Source organism: Arthrobacter gyeryongensis (assembly GCF_039543785.1).
Lineage (GTDB): Bacteria > Actinomycetota > Actinomycetes > Actinomycetales > Micrococcaceae > Arthrobacter > Arthrobacter gyeryongensis.
Genome location: NZ_BAABKK010000001.1, coordinates 135,404 through 154,261 on the forward strand (window position 1 = coordinate 135,404; position 18,858 = coordinate 154,261).

Below are 18,858 nucleotides of genomic sequence, written 5' to 3' on the forward strand. Positions count from 1 at the left end.
AGGAGATCTAACGTCACCGGCTGGCTGTTCAGGAAGCTGGGCTCATCAACTGTCCAGGCAGGTCGGGCCGAGAAGTACCTTGAGATCACCGAAAAGCGACGGGGTGGGATTCACGCGCATGTGCACCGGCAGTCCCATGACCTCGACCTTCGAGTCACCTTGCAGGTGGAGCCGGACCTCGGAGTTTCCCCGGTGGGTGGTCAAAACATCGCGAAGATCAGTGACGACGGCCTCGGTTGCCTTGTAGGTGGGCATCGTGATGACGAGGGGACCGTTGGTGCTTTCGCTCAGGTCCGGGACCGAGAGCTCCATGCAGTTCAAGGTGACCGCACCGTCGTCGCGCCGCTGCAGGCGGCCCTTGACCACCACGATCAGGTCCTCCGCGAGGACCGAGGCGATGGGGCCGTAGACCTGGCCGAAGAACATGACTTCGATGGAACCGCCCAGGTCTTCGATCTCCGCCCGCGCGTAGGCGTTGCCGCTTGCCTTGGCAATCCTGCGGCTGAGCGAGGTGATCATGCCCGCAATGGTGACGATGGCGCCGTCGTGCGGTCCGTCTTCTCCCAGGATCGAAGTGATCGATTGCTCGGCATGCTGGCTCAACACGCCCTCAAGCCCTTGCAGGGGGTGGTCCGAGACATAGAGTCCGAGCATGTCCCGCTCGAAGGCGAGCTTGTCTTTCTTCTCCCATTCCGGCAGGTCCGGGATCTCCGTGCTCAGGGAGGCTTGCGGCTCCTGGTCCTCGAATCCGGCGAAGAGATCGAACTGGCCGATCGCCTCATTGCGTTTGAGCGTGATGACCGAATCGATCGCTTCTTCGTGGACCATCGCCAGCGCACGGCGGTGATGGCCGAGGGAGTCGAATGCACCGGCCTTGATGAGGGACTCGATGGTGCGCTTGTTGCAGACCACCGCCGGAACCTTCATGAGGAAGTCCTTGAAGGAGGTGTAGGCGCCCTCGCTCGCCCGGGCCGCCACCATGGCTTCCACGACGTTGACGCCGACGTTGCGGATAGCCCCCATTCCGAAGCGGATGTCGGTTCCGACAGGGGTGAAGTTGAGGCTTGACTCGTTGACGTCCGGCGGCAGGACCGTAATGCCCATGCGCCGGCATTCATTGAGGTAGATGGCCGATTTGTCCTTGTCGTCGCCCACGGAAGTGAGCAGGGCGGCCATGTATTCGGGAGCGAAGTGGGCCTTCAGGTACGCGGTCCAGTAGGAAATGACCCCGTACGCGGCGGAGTGCGCCTTGTTGAAGGCGTAGTCGGAGAACGGGAGCAGGATGTCCCACAAGGTCTTGACGGCGTCCATGGAATAGCCGTTGTCCTGCATGCCTTGGGAGAAGCCGGCAAACTGCTTGTCCAGTTCGGATTTCTTCTTCTTGCCCATGGCGCGCCGGAGGATATCGGCTTGACCAAGTGAGTAGCCGGCCAGCTTCTGGGCCACGGCCATGACCTGCTCCTGGTAGACGATCAGGCCATACGTTCCGCCGAGGATTTCGGAGAGCGGTTCCTCGAGCTCCGGGTGGATCGGGATGACTTCCTGGATCTTGTTCTTACGCAGGGCGTAATCCGTGTGGGCGTTGGCGCCCATGGGACCTGGCCGGTACAGCGCCAACACGGCGGAGATGTCTTCGAAGTTGTCAGGCTTCATGAGCTTGAGCAGCGACCGCATGGGCCCGCCGTCGAGCTGGAAGACTCCCAAAGTGTCGCCGCGCGCCAGCAACTCGTACGACGCCGGATCGTCCAACGACAGGTGCTCGAGATCGAGGTCGACGCCTCGGTTCATCTTGATGTTTTCCAGGGCGTCGGAAATGATCGTCAGGTTCCTCAAGCCCAGGAAGTCCATCTTGATCAGGCCAAGGCCTTCGGACGTCGGGTAATCGAACTGCGTGATGACCTGGCCGTCCTGGATGCGTCGCATGACAGGAATGACGTCGATGATGGGGTCCGAAGACATGATGACACCCGCGGCATGTACGCCCCACTGCCGCTTCAGCCCCTCGATGCCCAGCGCGGTCTCGAAGACCTTGGCGGCCTCCGGGTCCGTGCTGATGAGCTGGCGGAAGTCTCCGGCCTCGCCATAGCGCTTGGCCTCGGGGTTCTGGATGTCCGCCAGCGGGATGTCCTTGGCCATCACGGCCGGCGGCAACGCCTTGGTGAGCTGTTCACCCATGCTGAACGGGTAGCCGAGCACACGGGAGGAGTCCTTGAGCGCCTGCTTGGTCTTGATGGTGCCGTAGGTGACAATCATGGCCACGCGCTCGTCGCCGTACTTCCGGGTGACGTAGTCGATGACCTCGGAACGGCGACGATCATCGAAGTCGACGTCGAAGTCGGGCATGGACACGCGGTCCGGGTTGAGGAAGCGCTCGAAGATCAGGCCGTGTTCCAGCGGGTCGAGGTCGGTGATGCGCATGGCATACGCCACCATGGAGCCCGCACCCGAACCACGGCCCGGGCCCACCCTGATTCCGTTGTTCTTGGCCCAGTTGATGAAGTCGGCCACCACCAGGAAGTATCCCGGGAAGCCCATGGACGTGATGACCTCAAGCTCATAGTCGGCTTGCTTCCGTACCTTGTCCGGGACGCCGTTCGGGTAGCGGTAGTCGAGCCCCGTGGCTACTTCCTTGACGAGCCAGGATGTCTCGTCCTCGCCGGGAGGACAAGGGAACCGCGGCATGTAGTTCGCGCCCGTATTGAAGGACACTTCGCAGCGCTCTGCGATCAACAAGGTGTTGTCGCAGGCTTCGGGATGGTCGCGGAACAACTCGCGCATCTCCTGCGGTGACTTCAAGTAGTAGCCGCTGCCGGAGAACGCAAACCGCGAGCCGCCGTTGTCATAGGTGGGCTCGAGCAGCGTGGAGCCCGACTGGATCGCCAAGAGGGCCTCGTGTGCCTTCGCGTCATGCTCATGCGTGTAGTGGAGGTCATTGGTGGCCACGAGCGGAAGTTTTAGTTCCTTGGCCAAACGCAGCAGGTCGCCGGTGACCCGCCGTTCGATGTCCAGGCCATGGTCCATCAGTTCGCAGAAGTAGTTTTCCGCACCGAAGATGTCGCGGAACTCGGAAGCCGCGGCCAGCGCCTCCCGGTACTGCCCGAGCCGAAGGCGGGTCTGGACTTCACCGGAAGGGCATCCGGTGGTGGCGATCAGGCCTTCGGAATAGGTGTTCAGCAACTCCCGGTCAAGGCGGGGCCATTTGCCGAACACCGAGTCGAGCGAAGCAATCGAGGATGCCCGGAACAGATTGCGCATGCCGACGTTGTTGTAGCTCAACAACGTCATGTGGGTGTAGGAACCACCACCGGAAACGTCGTCCTTGCGCTGGCCCTCGTCGCCCCAGCGAACGCGCTCTTTGTCGCCGCGCGCCGTGCCCGGCGTGACATAGGCTTCGACGCCGATGATCGGCTTGATGCCTTTGTCCGTGGCCTTCTTCCAGAAATCGAAGGCACCGAACAGGTATCCGTGGTCCGTGGTGGCCAGCGCAGGCATGCCCAGCCGCTCGGTCTCGTCGAACAACTCAGTGAGACGTGCCGCACCATCCAGCATGGAGTATTCGGTGTGGGTGTGCAGATGGACGAACGAGTCATTGCTGGAAGTCACCACGACAGTCTACCGGCAGGGCCCGCGCAGTTGGAGTGGCGCGCTGGAGGCGAGGATCCGCCTACGCATTACCGCTTTCAAGGAGCTCCAGCGCGTATTGCAGATCCGCCGGATACTCGCTGGTGACTTCCACCCATTCGCCGGTCCGGGGGTGGTTGAAGCCAAGCCGCCGCGCGTGCAGCCACTGCCGGGTAAGACCCAGGTTGGCAGCCAAACGCGGGTCCGCCCCATAGGTCAGATCGCCCGCGCAAGGGTGCCTGAGGGCCGAAAAATGAACCCGGATCTGGTGTGTCCTGCCTGTCTCAAGGTGAATTTCCACGAGGGTCGCCTTGCCATAGGCCTCGAGGACTTCGTAATGCGTCACGGAGGGACGGCCATCCTCGATCACCGCGAAACGCCAATCATGCCCCGGGTGGCGCCCGATGGGCGCGTCTATGGTGCCCTCCAGTGGATCCGGCAGGCCCTGGACCACTGCGTGGTACACCTTCTCCACCGTGCGTTCCTTGAAGGCCCGCTTGAGCACCGTGTAAGCCTGTTCGCTCTTGGCCACGACCATGACGCCGGAGGTTCCGACGTCGAGACGATGGACGATGCCGGCACGTTCAGGCGCGCCGGACGTTGAGATCCGGTATCCCGCACCGGCGAGGCCGCCCACCACGGTAGGGCCGACCCAACCTGGGGACGGGTGCGCCGCCACGCCAACAGGCTTGTCGATGACGACAAAGTCGTCATCGTCCAACAGGATATTCAGGCCTTCCACGACTTCCTCCACGACTTCCAAGGGATCCCGGCGTTCCGGAACGGTGACTTCCAGCACGGACCCGGCAACGAGTTTTGCCGATTTGCCCAGCGTAGTTGCCGAGATGGTGACGTTGCCCTCGGCGATCAGCAAGGCGGCTGCGGAGCGGGAGATATCCATCAGTTTCGCCAAGGCTGCGTCGGCCCTGGCCCCGCCCAACTCATCAGGCACCACGAATTGCTCAGACATCGCCCGGATCCTCACCCTCCGGCGTGCCGGACTTTTCCGGCGCCGAACCGGTGGAGTGGTGGCGGGAGCCATCGAGCCCGATTCCCCGCAAAGTCAACAGGCAGATAATCACGACGCTGGAAACCACCGCAGAGTCGGCGATGTTGAAAATAGCGAAGTTGGGCAACTGGATGAAGTCCACGACGTGGCCCATGGCGAAAGAAGGCTCGCGGAAAAGGCGGTCCGTGAGGTTTCCGAGCGCACCACCAAGCAGCAAGCCGAGTGCCAGGGACCACCAGACAGACCCCAATCGACGCACTTGGAAAAGGATCACCACTGAAACGGCCGCCATGACGATCGTGAAGACCCAGGTGACGTTTTCACCGATGGAGAACGCAGCGCCCGAGTTTCGGATGTAGTACCAGTGCAGGAGCGGAGGAAGGACGGGGATCCGCTCGCCTTCGATCATGGTGCTGGTGACCCAGAGTTTGGTCAGTTGATCGAAGGCGTAAGCGAACACGGCGAAGCCTGCAAAGACCCAAAGCAGTGCGGGACGCCACGTGTGGGCTTTGATGCGGACCGGCTCCGTGGTGCCGTCAATTTGTTCGTCGCTCATAGTACTTTCATTCGGTAACTGTGGCTTCTGCGCCTTAACAGGCGAAAGCCGGTGGCCGAGGAATCCCCAGCCACCGGCTTTCAGAATACTTGCTAGACCTCTGCGGCGGCTTCGCCGACCTCAGGAGCCGCAACTGAGCCGCGGGCATCCAGGTCACGCAGCTGGCCTTCAATGTAGGCCTTCAGGCGGGAGCGGTAGTCGCGCTCGAAGCCGCGGAGCTGCTCCACCTTGCGTTCGAGAACGCTGCGCTGCTGCTCTAGGGCGCCGAGGATCTTGCGGGACTTGTCCTGCGCGTCGTTGACGAGGCTGGAAGCTTCGATCTGTGCCTCGGCAATGATCTTTTCCTTCTGCTGCTCGCCATCGGCCACGTGCTTGTCGTGCATCTGCTGAGCCATGGCCAGCAGACCGGCTGCGGACTCGGCGGAGGGAGAGCCGGCCGAAGGTGCGGCCGGAACCGGAGCGGCGGCAACAGCCGGCTCCTTCTTCTTCTCAGCCTCGGCCTTCGCTTCGGCTTCCGCCTTGGCGTGTGCGTCCTTGTCGGCCTTCACGGGTGCGGGCACCTTCTCGACCACGGGTGCCGATGCCGCGCTGGCGGCCACTGGGTTGCCAGCTTCGCCGAGCTTCTTGCGCAGCTCGTCGTTCTCTTGGTTCAAACGCCTCAGCTCGACGACGATTTCGTCGAGAAAGTCGTCGACCTCGTCCTGGTCGTAGCCTTCGCGGAACTTGGTCGGCTGAAAGCGCTTGTTGACAACGTCTTCTGGCGTCAAAGCCATCTGGTCACCTCGTTGGTCTAGTTAGTCAGTAGGCCTTCCGGCCGTTCAAAACTACGGTACCTAAATATCATCTGATTCCCCCAATTCAACACCATCGTGTTGGGTCGGAGATTGCAGCCCACTCGCCGACGAAACAGATTGACGGAAAATGGCCTGCGGAAAAGCTACGCCAGCGTGTAGACGAATCCCATCGCGATGCTGACGACAATAAACACGATGAGGAATGCCAGGTCAAGGGACACCCCGCCAAGCTGCAGTGGCGGGATCAGCCGGCGGATCCGTTTCAAGGGCGGATCAGTCACCGAATAGACCACGTGCGCGGCCACGAGGGCTCCGCCACGGGGGCGCCACTGCCGCGCAAACATCTGCACCAGATCGAAAACGAGCCTGACGATGAGGGTGACCAGGAACAGCAGCAATGCAATGTACAAAAGGCCGAAAACTATGCCCACGGGTTAGCTCAGATCTCCTAGTTCGCTACTTTTCTCGGTCAGTCCCTCTATTGCAACACAGATGCCAGGCAGATCGCTCTGCCTGGCATTCGGTGATGACCGTGCTAGCTCTGGTTGAAGAACGTTGCTTGGGCTTCGCTGACCTTCTTGTCGTCGCCAAGAACCTCGACGTACGACGGCGACAACAGGAAAACCTTGCTGGTGACGCGCTCAATGCTGCCATGGAGTCCGAAGACCAACCCGGCGGAAAAATCGACGAGGCGCTTGGCATCTCCCTCGCCCATGTCGGTGACGTTCATGATCACGGGGATGCCGTCCCGGAAACTTTCGCCGATGATCTTGGCGTCATTGTAGGAACGGGGATGGACGGTGGTGATCTGCCTCAGTCCGGAGGCGTCTTCGCGGCTAGATGCCGCACGCTTGATAGGTGTCACGGGTGCGCGGTATTCCTCTTCGGCGACAGGGGGGACTTCACGAACTACTTCACGTACAGGTGCAGGGGCGCGGCGCTCTTCACGATTGTGGTCAACAGACCGGTCCTCGTCCGCGTGCTGCATGTGCTGCTCAGACTCGTAGTGTTCATCGCCATCGGCGAGCCCAAGATAAACCATTGTCTTGCGCAATGCGCCAGCCATGCTGGACTCCTATCGTGTCTGCAGTAGGCGGGCCGCCCATGACTTGACATCGCTGAAATCCCGGCCCGTCGCTTCCAATACTTTGACGCTACCCCACCCGCGGACGCGAACCGAGAATATCCGAGCCAATTCGCAGGTGTGTCGCACCAAATTGAACGGCGGCTTCGAGGTCCTGGCTCATCCCGGCGGATATCCCCACGGCGTCCGGATGCAGCCTCCGCAAATCCCGTGAAATGGCGGCGAGTTTCTCGAACGCTTCCTCCGGGGGCGCGCCGAGCGGCGCGACGGCCATCACTCCGGCCAGGCGCAGCCCGGCGGCTGTAGCGATGGATTCGGCGAGGCGCTCGACGTCGGACTGAGCGGCACCGCCGCGGTGGGCGCCGCCGTCGTCCTCAAGGCTGACCTGGATGTAGCAGTCAAGGTCCTCTCTGCCGGACTCGGATTGCTGGCGGGCGACAACCTTGGCAAGGGCCTCGGCGAGTTGCGGACGGTCGATCGATTGCACGGAAAATGCGTATTTCGCTACGGATTTGGCCTTGTTGCTTTGCAATTGGCCGATGAAGTGCCAACGCACCGGGAGTCCGGCCAGCTCGGAAGACTTCGCGGCCGCTTCCTGGTCGCGGTTTTCTCCGACGTCGGTCACGCCAAGTCCCGCCAGCCGGGCTACGTCCGCTGCGGGATGGAACTTGCTGACGACTATCAGTTGCGGCTCTTCGCTTCGCCCGGCCGCCGCGGTTGCCGCCGAAATCCGTTGGCGGACCGCGGCGAGCCGTTCGCGCAGCTCGGCGGTCCGTGGATCGCCCGCGGCGCTTTCCGCCGTCGGGAAATTCTCACTCATGGGTCCACACCAAACCTGCAAATCGGCCCGTTTGCTGATTGCGCCTATACGAGTAAAGCCGAGCAGTCTCCAGCGTGCACTCCCCCGAGTACTCGACCGTGACGCCGACGGCCTCCAGCTGGGCGCGCACACCGGCGGGCAGATCCAGTGCGGGCGTACCCCAGGAGGTTGTGGACCAGGTTTCCGGGACCGCGGCAACTACGTCCGTCCGCAATTGTTCGGGAACTTCGTAGCATGCACCGCAGATGGAAGGGCCCACCCAGGCGCTGATGGTCGCCGCACCGCGGCTTCGCATATTCACCACAGTGGCCGAAACGATGTCCGCGGCAACCCCGGGCCGGCCGGCGTGGACCACAGCAAGAACCGGATCGGATTCGTCCTCGACGTCGCCCAATAGCACGACGGGGACACAATCGGCCACCATGACCGCAAGAGGCTGTCCCCGGGACACCATGGCGTCGGCCGTTGGTCCGTCTCCGTGCACGGAGATGAATTCGACGGCTTTTCCATGGACCTGGTTCATGTATTGGAAATGGCGTTCGCCGAGCCCCGCTGCCGCTTCCAGCCGGACCCGGCGCGCCATGACATCGTCAGGATTGTCCGCCACGTGCAGTGCAAGGTTGCCCGCATCGTCATCGGAGAAGGCAACCGAAATTCCGGGCCGCACTTCTTTTCGCCACCAAAACACTACGGGCTAACTCTCCTGGGTGGGTTTGAACAGACCTGCTACTTCAGGAAGTCCGGAACATCGAGGTCGTCGGTGCGGCTTCCCGAAAGGTCCGGTTCGACGACGGCCGGGAGGTCGACGTCGAAGCCCGAGTCAGCCGGCAACGCCGAAGGGCGCTGCTGGCCCCAGTTGCTCAAGCCGGAAGCGCCGACGCCGGCGGAAACGTGCTGCGGCGCGGAATAGGCCGGTGCAGCTGAGGGCGCAGGACGATCCGGGGCCGCGGGGGCCTGGTGCTGACCGGGCTGCTGGGCAGCAGACTGGTTCATTGACGGTGATGTGGCCTTGACGTCGTCAAAACCAGCGGCGATAACCGTGACGCGTGCTTCGTCGCCCAAGGCGTCGTCGATGACGGCACCGAAGATGATGTTGGCTTCGGGGTGGGCCACTTCCTGCACGAGCCTCGCGGCTTCGTTGATTTCGAACAGGCCGAGGTCCGAGCCGCCCTGGATGGAAAGCAGGACGCCGTGGGCGCCGTCGATCGAGGCTTCCAGAAGCGGAGAAGCGATGGCGAGTTCCGCGGCCTTGACAGCGCGGTCCTCGCCGCGCGCGGAGCCGATACCCATCAGCGCGGAGCCTGCGCCCTGCATGACCGACTTGACGTCGGCGAAGTCGAGGTTGATCAGGCCCGGGGTGGTGATGAGGTCCGTGATGCCCTGGACACCGGACAGGAGTACTTGGTCAGCGGAACGGAAAGCGTCCAGGACGGAGACGTTACGGTCGCTGATGGACAGGAGGCGGTCGTTGGGAATGACGATGAGGGTATCGACTTCGTCGCGCAGGGCGTCGATTCCGGCTTCGGCCGAACCGGCGCGCCTGCGGCCTTCGAAGGTGAAGGGCCGCGTGACGACACCGATGGTCAGGGCGCCGAGCGAACGGGCGATCCGGGCCACGACGGGGGCGCCGCCGGTTCCGGTGCCGCCGCCTTCGCCTGCGGTGACGAAGACCATGTCGGCTCCGCGGATAACCTCTTCGATCTCATCGGCGTGGTCCTCGGCGGCCTGGCGTCCGACGTCGGGGTTGGCGCCGGCTCCCAGACCGCGTGTGAGCTCGCGTCCGACGTCAAGCTTGACGTCGGCGTCGCTCATGAGGAGAGCCTGGGCATCGGTGTTGATGGCGATGAACTCGACGCCGCGGAGGCCGACTTCGATCATTCGGTTAACTGCATTCACGCCACCGCCGCCGATGCCGACGACCTTGATGACGGCCAAGTAATTCTGCGGTGCTGCCACGTTTCGTGCCCCTTGCTTGTGTCCTATAGCGAAACAGATCGAGTCCAACTTGAATTCTTGGACCTTAACCCTCTAGTTGAAGGTTATAGTTATGTCAAGTAACTCTTAAGTGACGGTATGGGCTATGAATCCGACATTCAATGACCGCCTCCGCGTGTCGTGTGAAAGTCCGAAAAATAGCCCTGTGCGTCAGTGAGGTTACTTCCTGAAATGGCCTATTTGGTGAACGGGTGCCTTGGTACGCTGACATCGTAGACATTCACCGGAACTTTTGGATTGGCGGGAGCCTTAAGCAACGCCTGGAGGACGCGCGCCTTCAGCTCCTTCTCGTCCGCATTCCCCCACACAACGATCTTGCCGTCCGTGAGCTTGAGCTCGACGGCGTCCGGCGACGAAGCCGACGCGCTGGCCATCTTGGCAAGGACATCCTCCGGCAGGGTGGCAAGAACTGCAGTGATCGCCCTGAAGAGATTCTGGTTGGCTCCTTGCCCATCGATGAGGGGCAAGGCAACCGATGCGGTATCGGCGGTTGATCCGAGCTGGACGCCGTCGACGTCAACCAGTGAATAGTTGTCGCCGCTCTTGACCAGGGCCACGGGTACCCGTTCGACGACGTGGACCAAGAGTTCCGACGGCGGGCGGGCTTCGGTACTGACGGAGCGCACCTGGACGAGGGGCTTGAGCAGCGCGGCAATCTCGGCGTCGCTGATTTGTGGAAGGGGTTTCCCCTTCACCGGTTCCAGGGCCTTCTGGACGCTCCCCGCCTGGAGCAGCTTGGTGCCGTCGACCGTCACTGTGCGCACGGCGAACACCGGCGAGTAGATGGCCGCAACGATTATTCCGGCGACAAGGGCCACAATAATGGCCAAGGCCGTGATCACCGTCCGCCGCCGCTTGCGTCCCTTGGGCTCCGGAAAGGCCACCACATTGTTGTCCTTGCCGCCGGCGGACCCCGAAGGGCCTCCGACGGGATCGTCGAGGCTGCGTTCAGCACTGACGACTCCGGGCCGGGTGCCTGCCTGCGGCTTGAAAGTCGGCTTCCGGGTGTCAGCCACCCAACAGCTCCACGATCCGGGGCCCGTAGGCCGTCACGTCGCCCGCTCCCACAGTCAGGACGATGTCACCCTCGCCGGCCGCGGAAAGAACCGCGTCCAGCGCTTCCTGTCCGCCGGCTACGAGCCTGCCGCTCTTGAGGCGCCCCGTGATCAAGGTACTCGTGACTCCTGGAATGGGATCCTCGCGGGCAGGGTAGATGTCCAGCACGAGGGCCGTATCCGCCTCGCCAAGCGCTTCTGCGAACTGTTCCGCGAACTCGCGGGTGCGCGAAAACAGATGGGGCTGGAAGAGCACGTGCACCTTGTTTCCGCCTGCCACAGAGCGGGCAGCGGACAAGGCGGCCCGGACTTCCGTGGGGTGGTGGGCGTAGTCGTCGTAGACACGCACGCCCCTCCCCTGTCCTTTGAACTCGAATCGCCGCGATGCTCCGGTGAAATGGCCGAGGGCGGCCGCGGCAGCCTGGGGCGCCACGCCGAGCTCGACTGCGACGCCGAACGCGGCCGCCGCGTTCAACGCGTTGTGCCGCCCGGGCACTTGAAGGTCAAGGCGGTATTCCTGCCCGTCGATAGAAACCAGGACATCGCCGGGTCCCCCATCGTGCAGGCGGATATCCGCGTCCTCCGCGGTCCCGTAGCTCAGCACCCGGGTATTGCCCGCAGCACGGGTCCGTTCCGCTAGTCCCCGGGCGCCGTCGTCGTCCGCGCAGGCGAACAGAAGGCCGTTGGCGGGCAGGAGTGCCGCGAAGCTGTCGAAAGAGGCGTAGACAGCCTCAGGCGTGCCGTAGTAGTCGAGGTGGTCGGCCTCGACGTTGGTGACGACGGCGATGAGGGGCCGGTAGTTGAGGAAGGAACCGTCCGATTCATCGGCTTCGGCGACGAAGATATCCGAGGTGCCGTGCGCTGCGTTGACACCGAGGGCGGGCACGTTGGCCCCGATGGCGAAGGACGGATCGAGGCCCGCTTCCTTGAGCAACACGGCAACCATTGAGGTGGTGGTGGACTTGCCATGCGTGCCGGCCACGGTCACCACACGGTCTGCGCCCATGGTCGCCGCGAGGGCCTCCGAGCGGTGGAGCACCGGAAGGCCGGCCGCCCGGGCCGCTTCCAGCTCCGGATTGTCCGCCCTGATGGCCGAACCCGCGACGACGGTCTGCGCGTCGCGAAGGTTTTCCGCGGCGTAGCCGACTGCGATCCGGGCCCCCGCGGACCGGAGGTCGTGCATGACGGGAAGGTCCTTGGCGTCGGAACCGCTCACCGGAACGCCCCTGGCCACCATGATGCGTGCGACGGCGGACATGCCCACGCCGCCGATGCCGATGAAATGGACCCTGCCGAGGGAATCGATGTCTGCGAGGGGCTGGGTCATTCGGTTACCGCTTCCAAGACGAGATCGGCCATCCGCCGATCAGCATTTCTGATGCCAAGTTCCTTTGCCTTGCTGGCCATTTCCTCAAGGCGGGCTTGATCCGTGAGCAACGGAATCAACTCGGCCTTGAGCCATTCCGCGGTGAGGGCCCGGTCATCGACCAAAAGCGCCGCCCCGGCTTTGACCAGCGCGGAGGCGTTCATTGCCTGCTCGCCGTTTCCGATGGGCAGCGGAACGAAGACCGCAGGGAGCCCGACGGCGGCCACCTCGCTGACGGTTGCCGCGCCGGATCGGGCAAGGAGGACGTCTGCGGCCGCGTAGACGTCCTCCATGCCGTCCACGTATTCCACCTGGTGGTAGCCGTCGGCAGCCAATGGGGCGCCGTCGTCGTTCGTCATTGCCTTGCCGCGGCCGGTGATGTGCAGTGTCTGGATACCGGCTTCCGACAACGCGGCGACGGCTCCGGCAATGGTGCGGTTGATGCTCTGGGCGCCGGAGGAACCGCCCGTCACGATGAGTGCGGGCTGTCCGGCGTCCAGACCGAGCGACTGCCTGGCGTCCGCTCGCCAAGCCGCCCGGTCCAAACCGGCGATGGCCTTGCGCATGGGCATCCCCACGTGGCGGGCGTGCCGTAGCCGGGTCTCGGGGAAGGCCACGCCCACATGTTTGGTGAACATCGCTCCTACCCGGTTCGCAAGCCCGGCGCGCGTGTTGGCCTCGTGGATGACGATGGGGATCCTGCGACGCCACGCCGCGAGGTACATAGGAGTGCAGACATAGCCGCCGACGCCGAGGAGGACGTCGGCCTGCGCGTCGTCGAGAATGCGCCCGGCTTGCTTGACGGCGGCCGCGAGCCTGCCGGGAAGTTTGAGCAGATCCGCGGAGGGCTTCCGGGGAAACGGAACCCGGTCGATGGTGGCCAACTCGTAGCCGGCAGCCGGAACGAGGCGCGTTTCCATGCCGTTGGGTGTGCCGACGGCAAGGATCCTGGCATCGGGCCGCAGCGACTTGATGGCATCGGCAATGGCAAGCAAGGGGCTGATGTGTCCGGCGGTCCCGCCGCCGGCGAGGACCACGGAGAGGGGCTTGGGCTGGGAATTCATGGAGTGCTATGTACGCTTTCGTGCAGTTTTTGCAAATCGCCAGCGCGGCTTGGAGCGGCTGGCAGGAGCCATTTGGGCGCGGGCCAAAGACAACACTACGCCCACGCCGCATAGCGACATCACCAACGCTGAACCCCCATAGGAAATGAAAGGCAGCGGCACGCCGATCACGGGGAGCAGGCCTGCCACCATCGCCATGTTGATCGCGGCCTGTCCAAGCATCCACGCCATGATCGATCCGCCGAGCACCCGGGCGAACAAGTCTTCCTGGTGGCTGACGACCCGGTAGATGGCAACGGCGAGCAAGGCAAAAAGCACCAGGACCACGATCGTCCCCACAAGCCCGAGTTCTTCCCCGATGACAGCGAAGATGAAGTCGTTGTGGGCTTCGGGAATCCACTGGTATTTTTGCCGGCTCTGGCCAAGCCCAACACCAAGCCAACCTCCCGAAGCAAGGGCGCTGAGCCCCTGTTCGCTTTGGAATCCGATGTCGCTTGCCCCTGCGCAGCTCTGCCCCATCCACGAGGTGATCCGGCACATTCGGTTTCCACTCGTAAACGCCAGGATCAGGGCGGCAGCTGCGGCAACACCACCGGCCGCAGCGAAAAGCTTCAGGTTGACGCCGCCGAAAAACAATCCCGCAGCCATGATGAGCATGACCACCAGCGAGGTGCCGAGGTCATGTCCCAGGACAATCAAGGTGATGATGGCGGCGGAGACCGGAACGACAGGGATCAGCGCGTGCGTCCATTTGTCAAGGAGTTTTGCCTTGACGGAAAGAACCGTGGCCATCCAGAGCACCAGCGCGAACTTGGCGTACTCCGATGGCTGGAACGTGAAGCCGCCGATCTCGATCCAGTTCTGGTTGCCTAGAACACGTTTGCCGATGACCAGGACCAGCACCAGCAAGGCGCCGGCAAGGATGATCGAGGGCCATGCGAATCGCTTAAGCCACAGGACGTTGACCCGCGAAAGCACCAGCATCGCGACGATGCCGATCGCGGCGAACATGCCTTGCTTGGTGGCGATGGAGTACGGGGATTCGCCGGCCGCAATCGCTTCGACGCTCGACGCCGACAGGACCATGATGATCCCGATGGCCGTCAGGGCAAGCGAAGCTCCAAGAATCAAGTAGTACGTTGACCCGCCGCTCGATTTACCGCTTCCCTCGAGGGTCGACCAAAACCCGGAAATGCCCGAGCGGATGCGGGACGGCAGCGAGGCCCGCGCCACGCCTGCCGCGCGTCCGGCGGGGTCTGCCTTGCCGCCCCGGGTCCGCCCGGGCCCGCTGCGCGTGGGCGTGCTGACCATTGTTACTCCTCGGTGGTCTGTGCCTGGCCTTCCACAAGCTCGCGCACTGCCCGGATGAAAGCATCGCCACGGTGAGCGTAGGAAGAGAACTGGTCCATGGAGGCAGCCGCCGGGGCCATCAGCACGGTATCGCCGGGCTCGGCGATACTTGCTGCCGACTCGACAGCATGGGCCATCACGGTGTCGCCGAAGATCGGAGACGGTTCCGCGGCGGTACCAGCTGAATCGGCGGACTGCACCATTTCAGTGTCGCCCTTGGGCTGCCCGATTACGGGCACATCCGCTGCGTGTCGCTTGAGGGAGGCTTCCAGGTCCGCGGTGTCGGAGCCGATCAGCACCACCGCTTTGAGCCTGCGCGCGTTGTTTTTGACCAAGTCGTCGTAGTTGACGCCCTTGGACAGGCCGCCGGCGATCCAGACGACACGATCGAACGCCGACAAGGCCGCAGAAGCAGCGTGCGGATTGGTCGCCTTGGAGTCGTTGACCCAGAGGACGCCGTTCTGCTTGGCCACAGGCTGGATACGGTGGTCTCCGGGGAGATAGTTCCTGAGCCCCTCACGCACTGCGGCCGGTTCGACGCCGTACGCGCGCACCAGTGCGGCGGCGGCCAGTGCGTTCGCAACCATGTGCCGCGGCGCAGCCGTGCCCAGGTCCGCCAGCGACGCGAGTTCCTCTGCAGAACTCTTGCGTTCTTCGATGAACGCACGGTCCACGAGCAAGCCCTCGACCACGCCGAGCATGCTGATGGCCGGCGTCAAGGTGGTGAAACCGATCGCCCGGCAACCCTCCACCACGTCGGCGTTTTCCACCATGCGTTCGGTCTCGATCTGCTCGGCGTTGTAGATGCACGCCTTCTGGGTGTTCTCGAAGATCTTTGCCTTGTCCGCGAGGTAGGACTCGTAGGAGCCGTGCCAGTCGACGTGGTCCTCGGCGACGTTGAGGCAGACGCTCGCCACCGGGGAGAGCGATTCGATCCAGTGCAATTGGAAGCTGGAAAGCTCAACCGCTAAAGCGTCGTACTCCACAGGGTCACGGAGTGCGTCCAGGATGGGGGTGCCTACATTCCCCACGGCGATTGCCTTGAGCCCTGCTGCCTGCAGCATGGCTTCGGTCATGCCCACCGTCGTGGTTTTGCCGTTGGTACCCGTGATCGTGAGCCAGTCCGCCGTCTTGCGGCCCTTGCGTTCACGCACCCGCCAGGCGAGCTCGACGTCGCCCCACACCGGTACGTGGGCCCTTTTGGCAGCTGCCAGGAGGGACTGATCCGGCCGCCAGCCCGGCGACGTCACGACGAGTTCGGGCTTTTCACCGTCCACGCGGGGCAGCGTTTTGACGGCGTCCTGGCCGAGGAGGACATCGGCTGCGCCGACGATCTTCAAGGTGTCCGCCTGTGCTAGGGCTTTAGCGCTCGTGGCAGCGTCAACAACCACCACCCGGGCACCGAGTTCGATCAAGGTATCGGCGGCCGCGAAACCGGAGACGCCGATGCCAGTCACGACGACGCGCAGGCCCTTCCAGTCGGAATCCCAGCTGACGAGGTTCTCGAGCCGGTCGTTGGTAGAAGGCTTGGTTTGAGGACTTGCGCTCACAGCAGCACCACCCATTCAGCATAGAAAATCCCAAGGCCTGCGGCCACGAACAAGCCACAAAGAATCCAGAATCGGACAACCACCGTGATCTCCGCCCAGCCCTTGAGTTCGAAATGATGCTGAAGGGGCGCCATTTTGAAGACCCGCTTACCCTTGGTGACCTTGAAGTAGCCCACCTGGATGATGACCGACAGCGTGATGAGGACGAAAAGCCCGCCGATGATGCCCAAAAGAAGTTCGGTGCGGGAGAGGATCGCAAAGCCTGCCACCGCCCCGCCGATCGCCAGGGAACCGGTGTCTCCCATGAAGATCTTCGCCGGAGACGTGTTCCACCAGAGGAAGCCCACCAGCGCGGCACTGCAAATAGCCGCCAGGAGCGCCAGATCGAGCGGGTCGCGGACCGAATAGCACCCGCTGCCCGCCTCGCGGGGTGAACCGCACGCCTGGTTGTTCTGCCAGATTCCCATGAGTGTGTACGCCCCGAAGACCATGATGGAGGCGCCGGCGGCAAGGCCGTCCAGTCCGTCCGTCAGGTTGACGCCGTTGGTTGCCGCAGTGACGATCAGGTTCGACCAGATGACAAACAGGATGGCTCCGAGGACGGTTCCCCCGAAGGCCAGGTTCAGCCAGGGAATGTCCCGCACAAGGGAAATATGGGTGGAGGCCGGCGTGATCCCCTGCGAGTCGGGGAAGTTCAGCGCGAGCACTGCGAAGACAATGCCAACAAAGGCTTGAAGGATCAGTTTGGCCTTGGCATTGAGTCCGAGGCTGCGTTGCTTGGAAATCTTGATGAAATCGTCAAGGAAGCCAACGAATCCCATGCCGACCATCAGGAACAACAAGAGCAAGCCCGAAGCTGACGGGCCCGGTGATCGCGGGTTCATCATCCACATGATCAGGTGGGTCAACCCGTAGCTGATGAGCACGGCGGCCACCACGACCGTCCCGCCCATGGTGGGAGTACCACGCTTGGTGTGGTGCGAGGTGGGTCCGTCGTCGCGGATGAACTGGCCGTATCCCTTGGTGACGAGGAACCGGATGAAGAGTGGCGTTCCCACCAAGGCCACCAGGAGGGCGACGCCTGCGCCGATCAACAGTGCAATCACAGCAGCTCGTTCCCTTCATTGGCGGCAGTTGCAGCCGCGGTGTTCGCACTCGTACCGGCCTGTGGAGGTAATGCTATCCGATCCCCCAAATGCCTTAAGCCGACCCCGTTCGAGGACTTGAAAAGCACCAAGTCGCCTGGTTTGAGCTCGGCCTGCAGCAGTTCGTAGGCCTCGTCGGCCGTTTCGGCGAAAATGCACTCGTCGCCCCAGGAGCCTTCCTGGATCGCGGAAATGTACAGCGCCCGGGCTTCGCGGCCAACCACCACGAGCCTGGAAATGTTCAAGCGAACCACTTGCGTCCCCACTATGGTGTGTTCGCGGATGGAATCTTCGCCGAGTTCCAGCATCGCGCCCAGCACCGCCCAGGTGCGGCGTCTCTGGCCGAGGTCGGCGAGGGTGCGCAAAGCTGCACGCATGGATTCCGGATTCGCGTTGTACGCGTCGTTGATGATGGTGACGCCGTCGGCCCGCTCGGTGCGTTCCATTCTCCACCGGCTGGCCGGGGACTGCTCGCTCAGCGAATCGGCGATCCCGGCTGCAGGGAGGCCTGCCGCGAACGCGGCGGCCGCGGCGGCAAGCAGGTTGGTGACGTGGTGCGCACCGATGAGCTTGCTGTGGACGTGATGGGGGACCCCGCCGTCGGGAAGGATGAGTTCGAACTCCGGGTGGCCGTCTTCATCGATATCGGCGTTCCTGGCTTCGACCTGGGAGCCGGAAATGCCCGTAGCGGTGGTTCCGAGCACTTTGGCCTGGGTGCGGGAGACCATCGCCGCGACGCGCGCGTCGTCGAGGTTGATGACGGCGGTTCCGTCCTGCCCCAGCGCTTCGACGAGTTCGCCCTTGGCCTTGGCTATGTTCTCCACCCCACCGAACTCGCCGGCGTGGGCGGTGCCGACGCAAAGAACGACGCCGATGTCCGGTTGGACCATCTCGGCGAGGTATTTGATGTGGCCGACCCCGGTGGCGCCCATTTCGATCACGAGGTAACGCGTGCCCGCATCGGCTCCGAACACGGTGAGCGGCACGCCGACTTCACCGTTGTATGAACCCTGCGGTGCAACTGTGGCGCCGGCCCGGGAAAGAATGCCCGCGAGCAAGTCCTTGGTAGTTGTCTTGCCCGCCGAGCCTGTGATCCCGATGACAGTGAAGGGCTCCCCCTGGGCCGTACGTGCGGCACGGATGCGGCGAACGGACTCTGCGGCCAGGGCACCCATCGCGATCACGGCGTCATCGACGACGACGGCGGGGTACGGCCGGCCGTCGTCGTCGGAAACGTCGCGCTCGGTCAGCGCCAGGACAGCCCCGCGCTCGAAAGCGGCGCCCACGTACGCATGGCCGTCAGCGTTCTCACCTGGTTTGGCCACGTACAGCGATCCGGCGGCCGCCTCACGGGAGTCGGTAACGATGGACGCCGGGACAATGCCGGGGTCCGCTGCCAATCGGCCATTGGTAATATCGGCGATCTCCGCCGCAGTAAGTGCAATCATC

General features: G+C 63.4%; 16 protein-coding genes. All 16 read right to left on the reverse strand.

What is annotated here, in order from left to right; all coding sequences use genetic code 11:
• Positions 1–45: 45 nt before the first annotated feature.
• The 16 genes from dnaE to ABEA18_RS00710 all read right to left on the reverse strand — a co-directional run bounded on the left by dnaE (position 46) and on the right by ABEA18_RS00710 (position 18,857).
• A complete protein-coding gene (gene dnaE / locus ABEA18_RS00635; protein WP_345446852.1) occupies positions 46–3,603 on the reverse strand; it encodes a DNA polymerase III subunit alpha in 3,558 nt (1,185 codons plus the stop codon).
• Between the two features lie 61 nt (positions 3,604–3,664).
• The gene (locus tag ABEA18_RS00640; protein ID WP_345446855.1) at positions 3,665–4,591 is read right to left on the reverse strand and encodes an RluA family pseudouridine synthase; all 927 of its coding nucleotides are present in this window, start codon (positions 4,589–4,591) and stop codon (positions 3,665–3,667) included.
• Positions 4,584–5,186 (reverse strand): signal peptidase II, encoded by a 603-nt coding sequence (gene lspA, locus ABEA18_RS00645; RefSeq protein WP_345446858.1) that lies wholly within the window; start codon positions 5,184–5,186, stop codon positions 4,584–4,586. Before lspA ends, ABEA18_RS00640 begins: the two co-directional genes overlap by 8 nt.
• A gap of 92 nt (positions 5,187–5,278) precedes the next feature.
• Positions 5,279–5,959, reverse strand: coding sequence for a DivIVA domain-containing protein (locus tag ABEA18_RS00650; protein WP_236816909.1), 681 nt, complete (start codon positions 5,957–5,959; stop codon positions 5,279–5,281).
• Between the two features lie 164 nt (positions 5,960–6,123).
• Positions 6,124–6,411, reverse strand: a complete 288-nt coding sequence (locus ABEA18_RS00655) for a YggT family protein (RefSeq protein WP_345446863.1) — start codon at positions 6,409–6,411, stop codon at positions 6,124–6,126.
• A 104-nt stretch (positions 6,412–6,515) separates the two neighbouring features.
• On the reverse strand, positions 6,516–7,046 hold the full coding sequence (locus tag ABEA18_RS00660; RefSeq protein WP_345446866.1) for a cell division protein SepF: 531 nt from the start codon (positions 7,044–7,046) through the stop codon (positions 6,516–6,518).
• A gap of 88 nt (positions 7,047–7,134) precedes the next feature.
• Positions 7,135–7,884: a YggS family pyridoxal phosphate-dependent enzyme gene (locus ABEA18_RS00665; protein WP_345446869.1), complete on the reverse strand. Its 750-nt coding sequence runs from the start codon at positions 7,882–7,884 to the stop codon at positions 7,135–7,137.
• The gene (locus ABEA18_RS00670; protein ID WP_345446872.1) at positions 7,877–8,572 is read right to left on the reverse strand and encodes a purine nucleoside phosphorylase YfiH/LACC1 family protein; all 696 of its coding nucleotides are present in this window, start codon (positions 8,570–8,572) and stop codon (positions 7,877–7,879) included. The genes ABEA18_RS00665 and ABEA18_RS00670 overlap by 8 nt, the downstream gene beginning before the upstream one ends.
• Before the next feature lie 38 nt (positions 8,573–8,610).
• Positions 8,611–9,840 carry a cell division protein FtsZ gene (gene ftsZ / locus ABEA18_RS00675; protein ID WP_236816900.1) on the reverse strand — a complete coding sequence of 410 codons (1,230 nt, stop codon included), beginning with the start codon at positions 9,838–9,840 and terminating at the stop codon, positions 8,611–8,613.
• A 215-nt stretch (positions 9,841–10,055) separates the two neighbouring features.
• Positions 10,056–10,895 carry a cell division protein FtsQ/DivIB gene (locus ABEA18_RS00680; RefSeq protein ID WP_345446878.1) on the reverse strand — a complete coding sequence of 280 codons (840 nt, stop codon included), beginning with the start codon at positions 10,893–10,895 and terminating at the stop codon, positions 10,056–10,058.
• The gene (gene murC / locus ABEA18_RS00685) at positions 10,888–12,261 is read right to left on the reverse strand and encodes a UDP-N-acetylmuramate--L-alanine ligase (RefSeq protein WP_345446881.1); all 1,374 of its coding nucleotides are present in this window, start codon (positions 12,259–12,261) and stop codon (positions 10,888–10,890) included. Before murC ends, ABEA18_RS00680 begins: the two co-directional genes overlap by 8 nt.
• Positions 12,258–13,364: an undecaprenyldiphospho-muramoylpentapeptide beta-N-acetylglucosaminyltransferase gene (gene murG / locus ABEA18_RS00690; RefSeq protein WP_345446884.1), complete on the reverse strand. Its 1,107-nt coding sequence runs from the start codon at positions 13,362–13,364 to the stop codon at positions 12,258–12,260. Before murG ends, murC begins: the two co-directional genes overlap by 4 nt.
• Before the next feature lie 6 nt (positions 13,365–13,370).
• The gene (gene ftsW, locus ABEA18_RS00695) at positions 13,371–14,675 is read right to left on the reverse strand and encodes a putative lipid II flippase FtsW (protein WP_345446887.1); all 1,305 of its coding nucleotides are present in this window, start codon (positions 14,673–14,675) and stop codon (positions 13,371–13,373) included.
• 2 nt (positions 14,676–14,677) lie between these two features.
• The gene (murD, locus tag ABEA18_RS00700) at positions 14,678–16,279 is read right to left on the reverse strand and encodes a UDP-N-acetylmuramoyl-L-alanine--D-glutamate ligase (RefSeq protein WP_345446890.1); all 1,602 of its coding nucleotides are present in this window, start codon (positions 16,277–16,279) and stop codon (positions 14,678–14,680) included.
• Positions 16,261–17,370, reverse strand: a complete 1,110-nt coding sequence (gene mraY / locus ABEA18_RS00705) for a phospho-N-acetylmuramoyl-pentapeptide-transferase (protein ID WP_345446893.1) — start codon at positions 17,368–17,370, stop codon at positions 16,261–16,263. Before mraY ends, murD begins: the two co-directional genes overlap by 19 nt.
• The gene (locus tag ABEA18_RS00710) at positions 17,367–18,857 is read right to left on the reverse strand and encodes a UDP-N-acetylmuramoyl-tripeptide--D-alanyl-D-alanine ligase (RefSeq protein WP_345446896.1); all 1,491 of its coding nucleotides are present in this window, start codon (positions 18,855–18,857) and stop codon (positions 17,367–17,369) included. Before ABEA18_RS00710 ends, mraY begins: the two co-directional genes overlap by 4 nt.
• Position 18,858 lies beyond the last annotated feature (1 nt).

Excerpts from the sequence above, each read along its gene's own strand:
- ABEA18_RS00640 (WP_345446855.1), bottom strand. The coding sequence starts at position 4,591 with ATGTCTGAGCAATTCGTGGTGCCTGATGAGTTGGGCGGGGCCAGGGCC.
- lspA (WP_345446858.1), bottom strand. The coding sequence starts at position 5,186 with ATGAGCGACGAACAAATTGACGGCACCACGGAGCCGGTCCGCATCAAA.
- ABEA18_RS00650 (WP_236816909.1), bottom strand. The coding sequence starts at position 5,959 with ATGGCTTTGACGCCAGAAGACGTTGTCAACAAGCGCTTTCAGCCGACC.
- ABEA18_RS00660 (WP_345446866.1), bottom strand. The coding sequence starts at position 7,046 with ATGGCTGGCGCATTGCGCAAGACAATGGTTTATCTTGGGCTCGCCGAT.
- ABEA18_RS00665 (WP_345446869.1), bottom strand. The coding sequence starts at position 7,884 with ATGAGTGAGAATTTCCCGACGGCGGAAAGCGCCGCGGGCGATCCACGG.
- murC (WP_345446881.1), bottom strand. The coding sequence starts at position 12,261 with ATGACCCAGCCCCTCGCAGACATCGATTCCCTCGGCAGGGTCCATTTC.
- murG (WP_345446884.1), bottom strand. The coding sequence starts at position 13,364 with ATGAATTCCCAGCCCAAGCCCCTCTCCGTGGTCCTCGCCGGCGGCGGG.
- ftsW (WP_345446887.1), bottom strand. The coding sequence starts at position 14,675 with ATGGTCAGCACGCCCACGCGCAGCGGGCCCGGGCGGACCCGGGGCGGC.
- murD (WP_345446890.1), bottom strand. The coding sequence starts at position 16,279 with ATGGGTGGTGCTGCTGTGAGCGCAAGTCCTCAAACCAAGCCTTCTACC.
- ABEA18_RS00710 (WP_345446896.1), bottom strand. The coding sequence starts at position 18,857 with ATGATTGCACTTACTGCGGCGGAGATCGCCGATATTACCAATGGCCGA.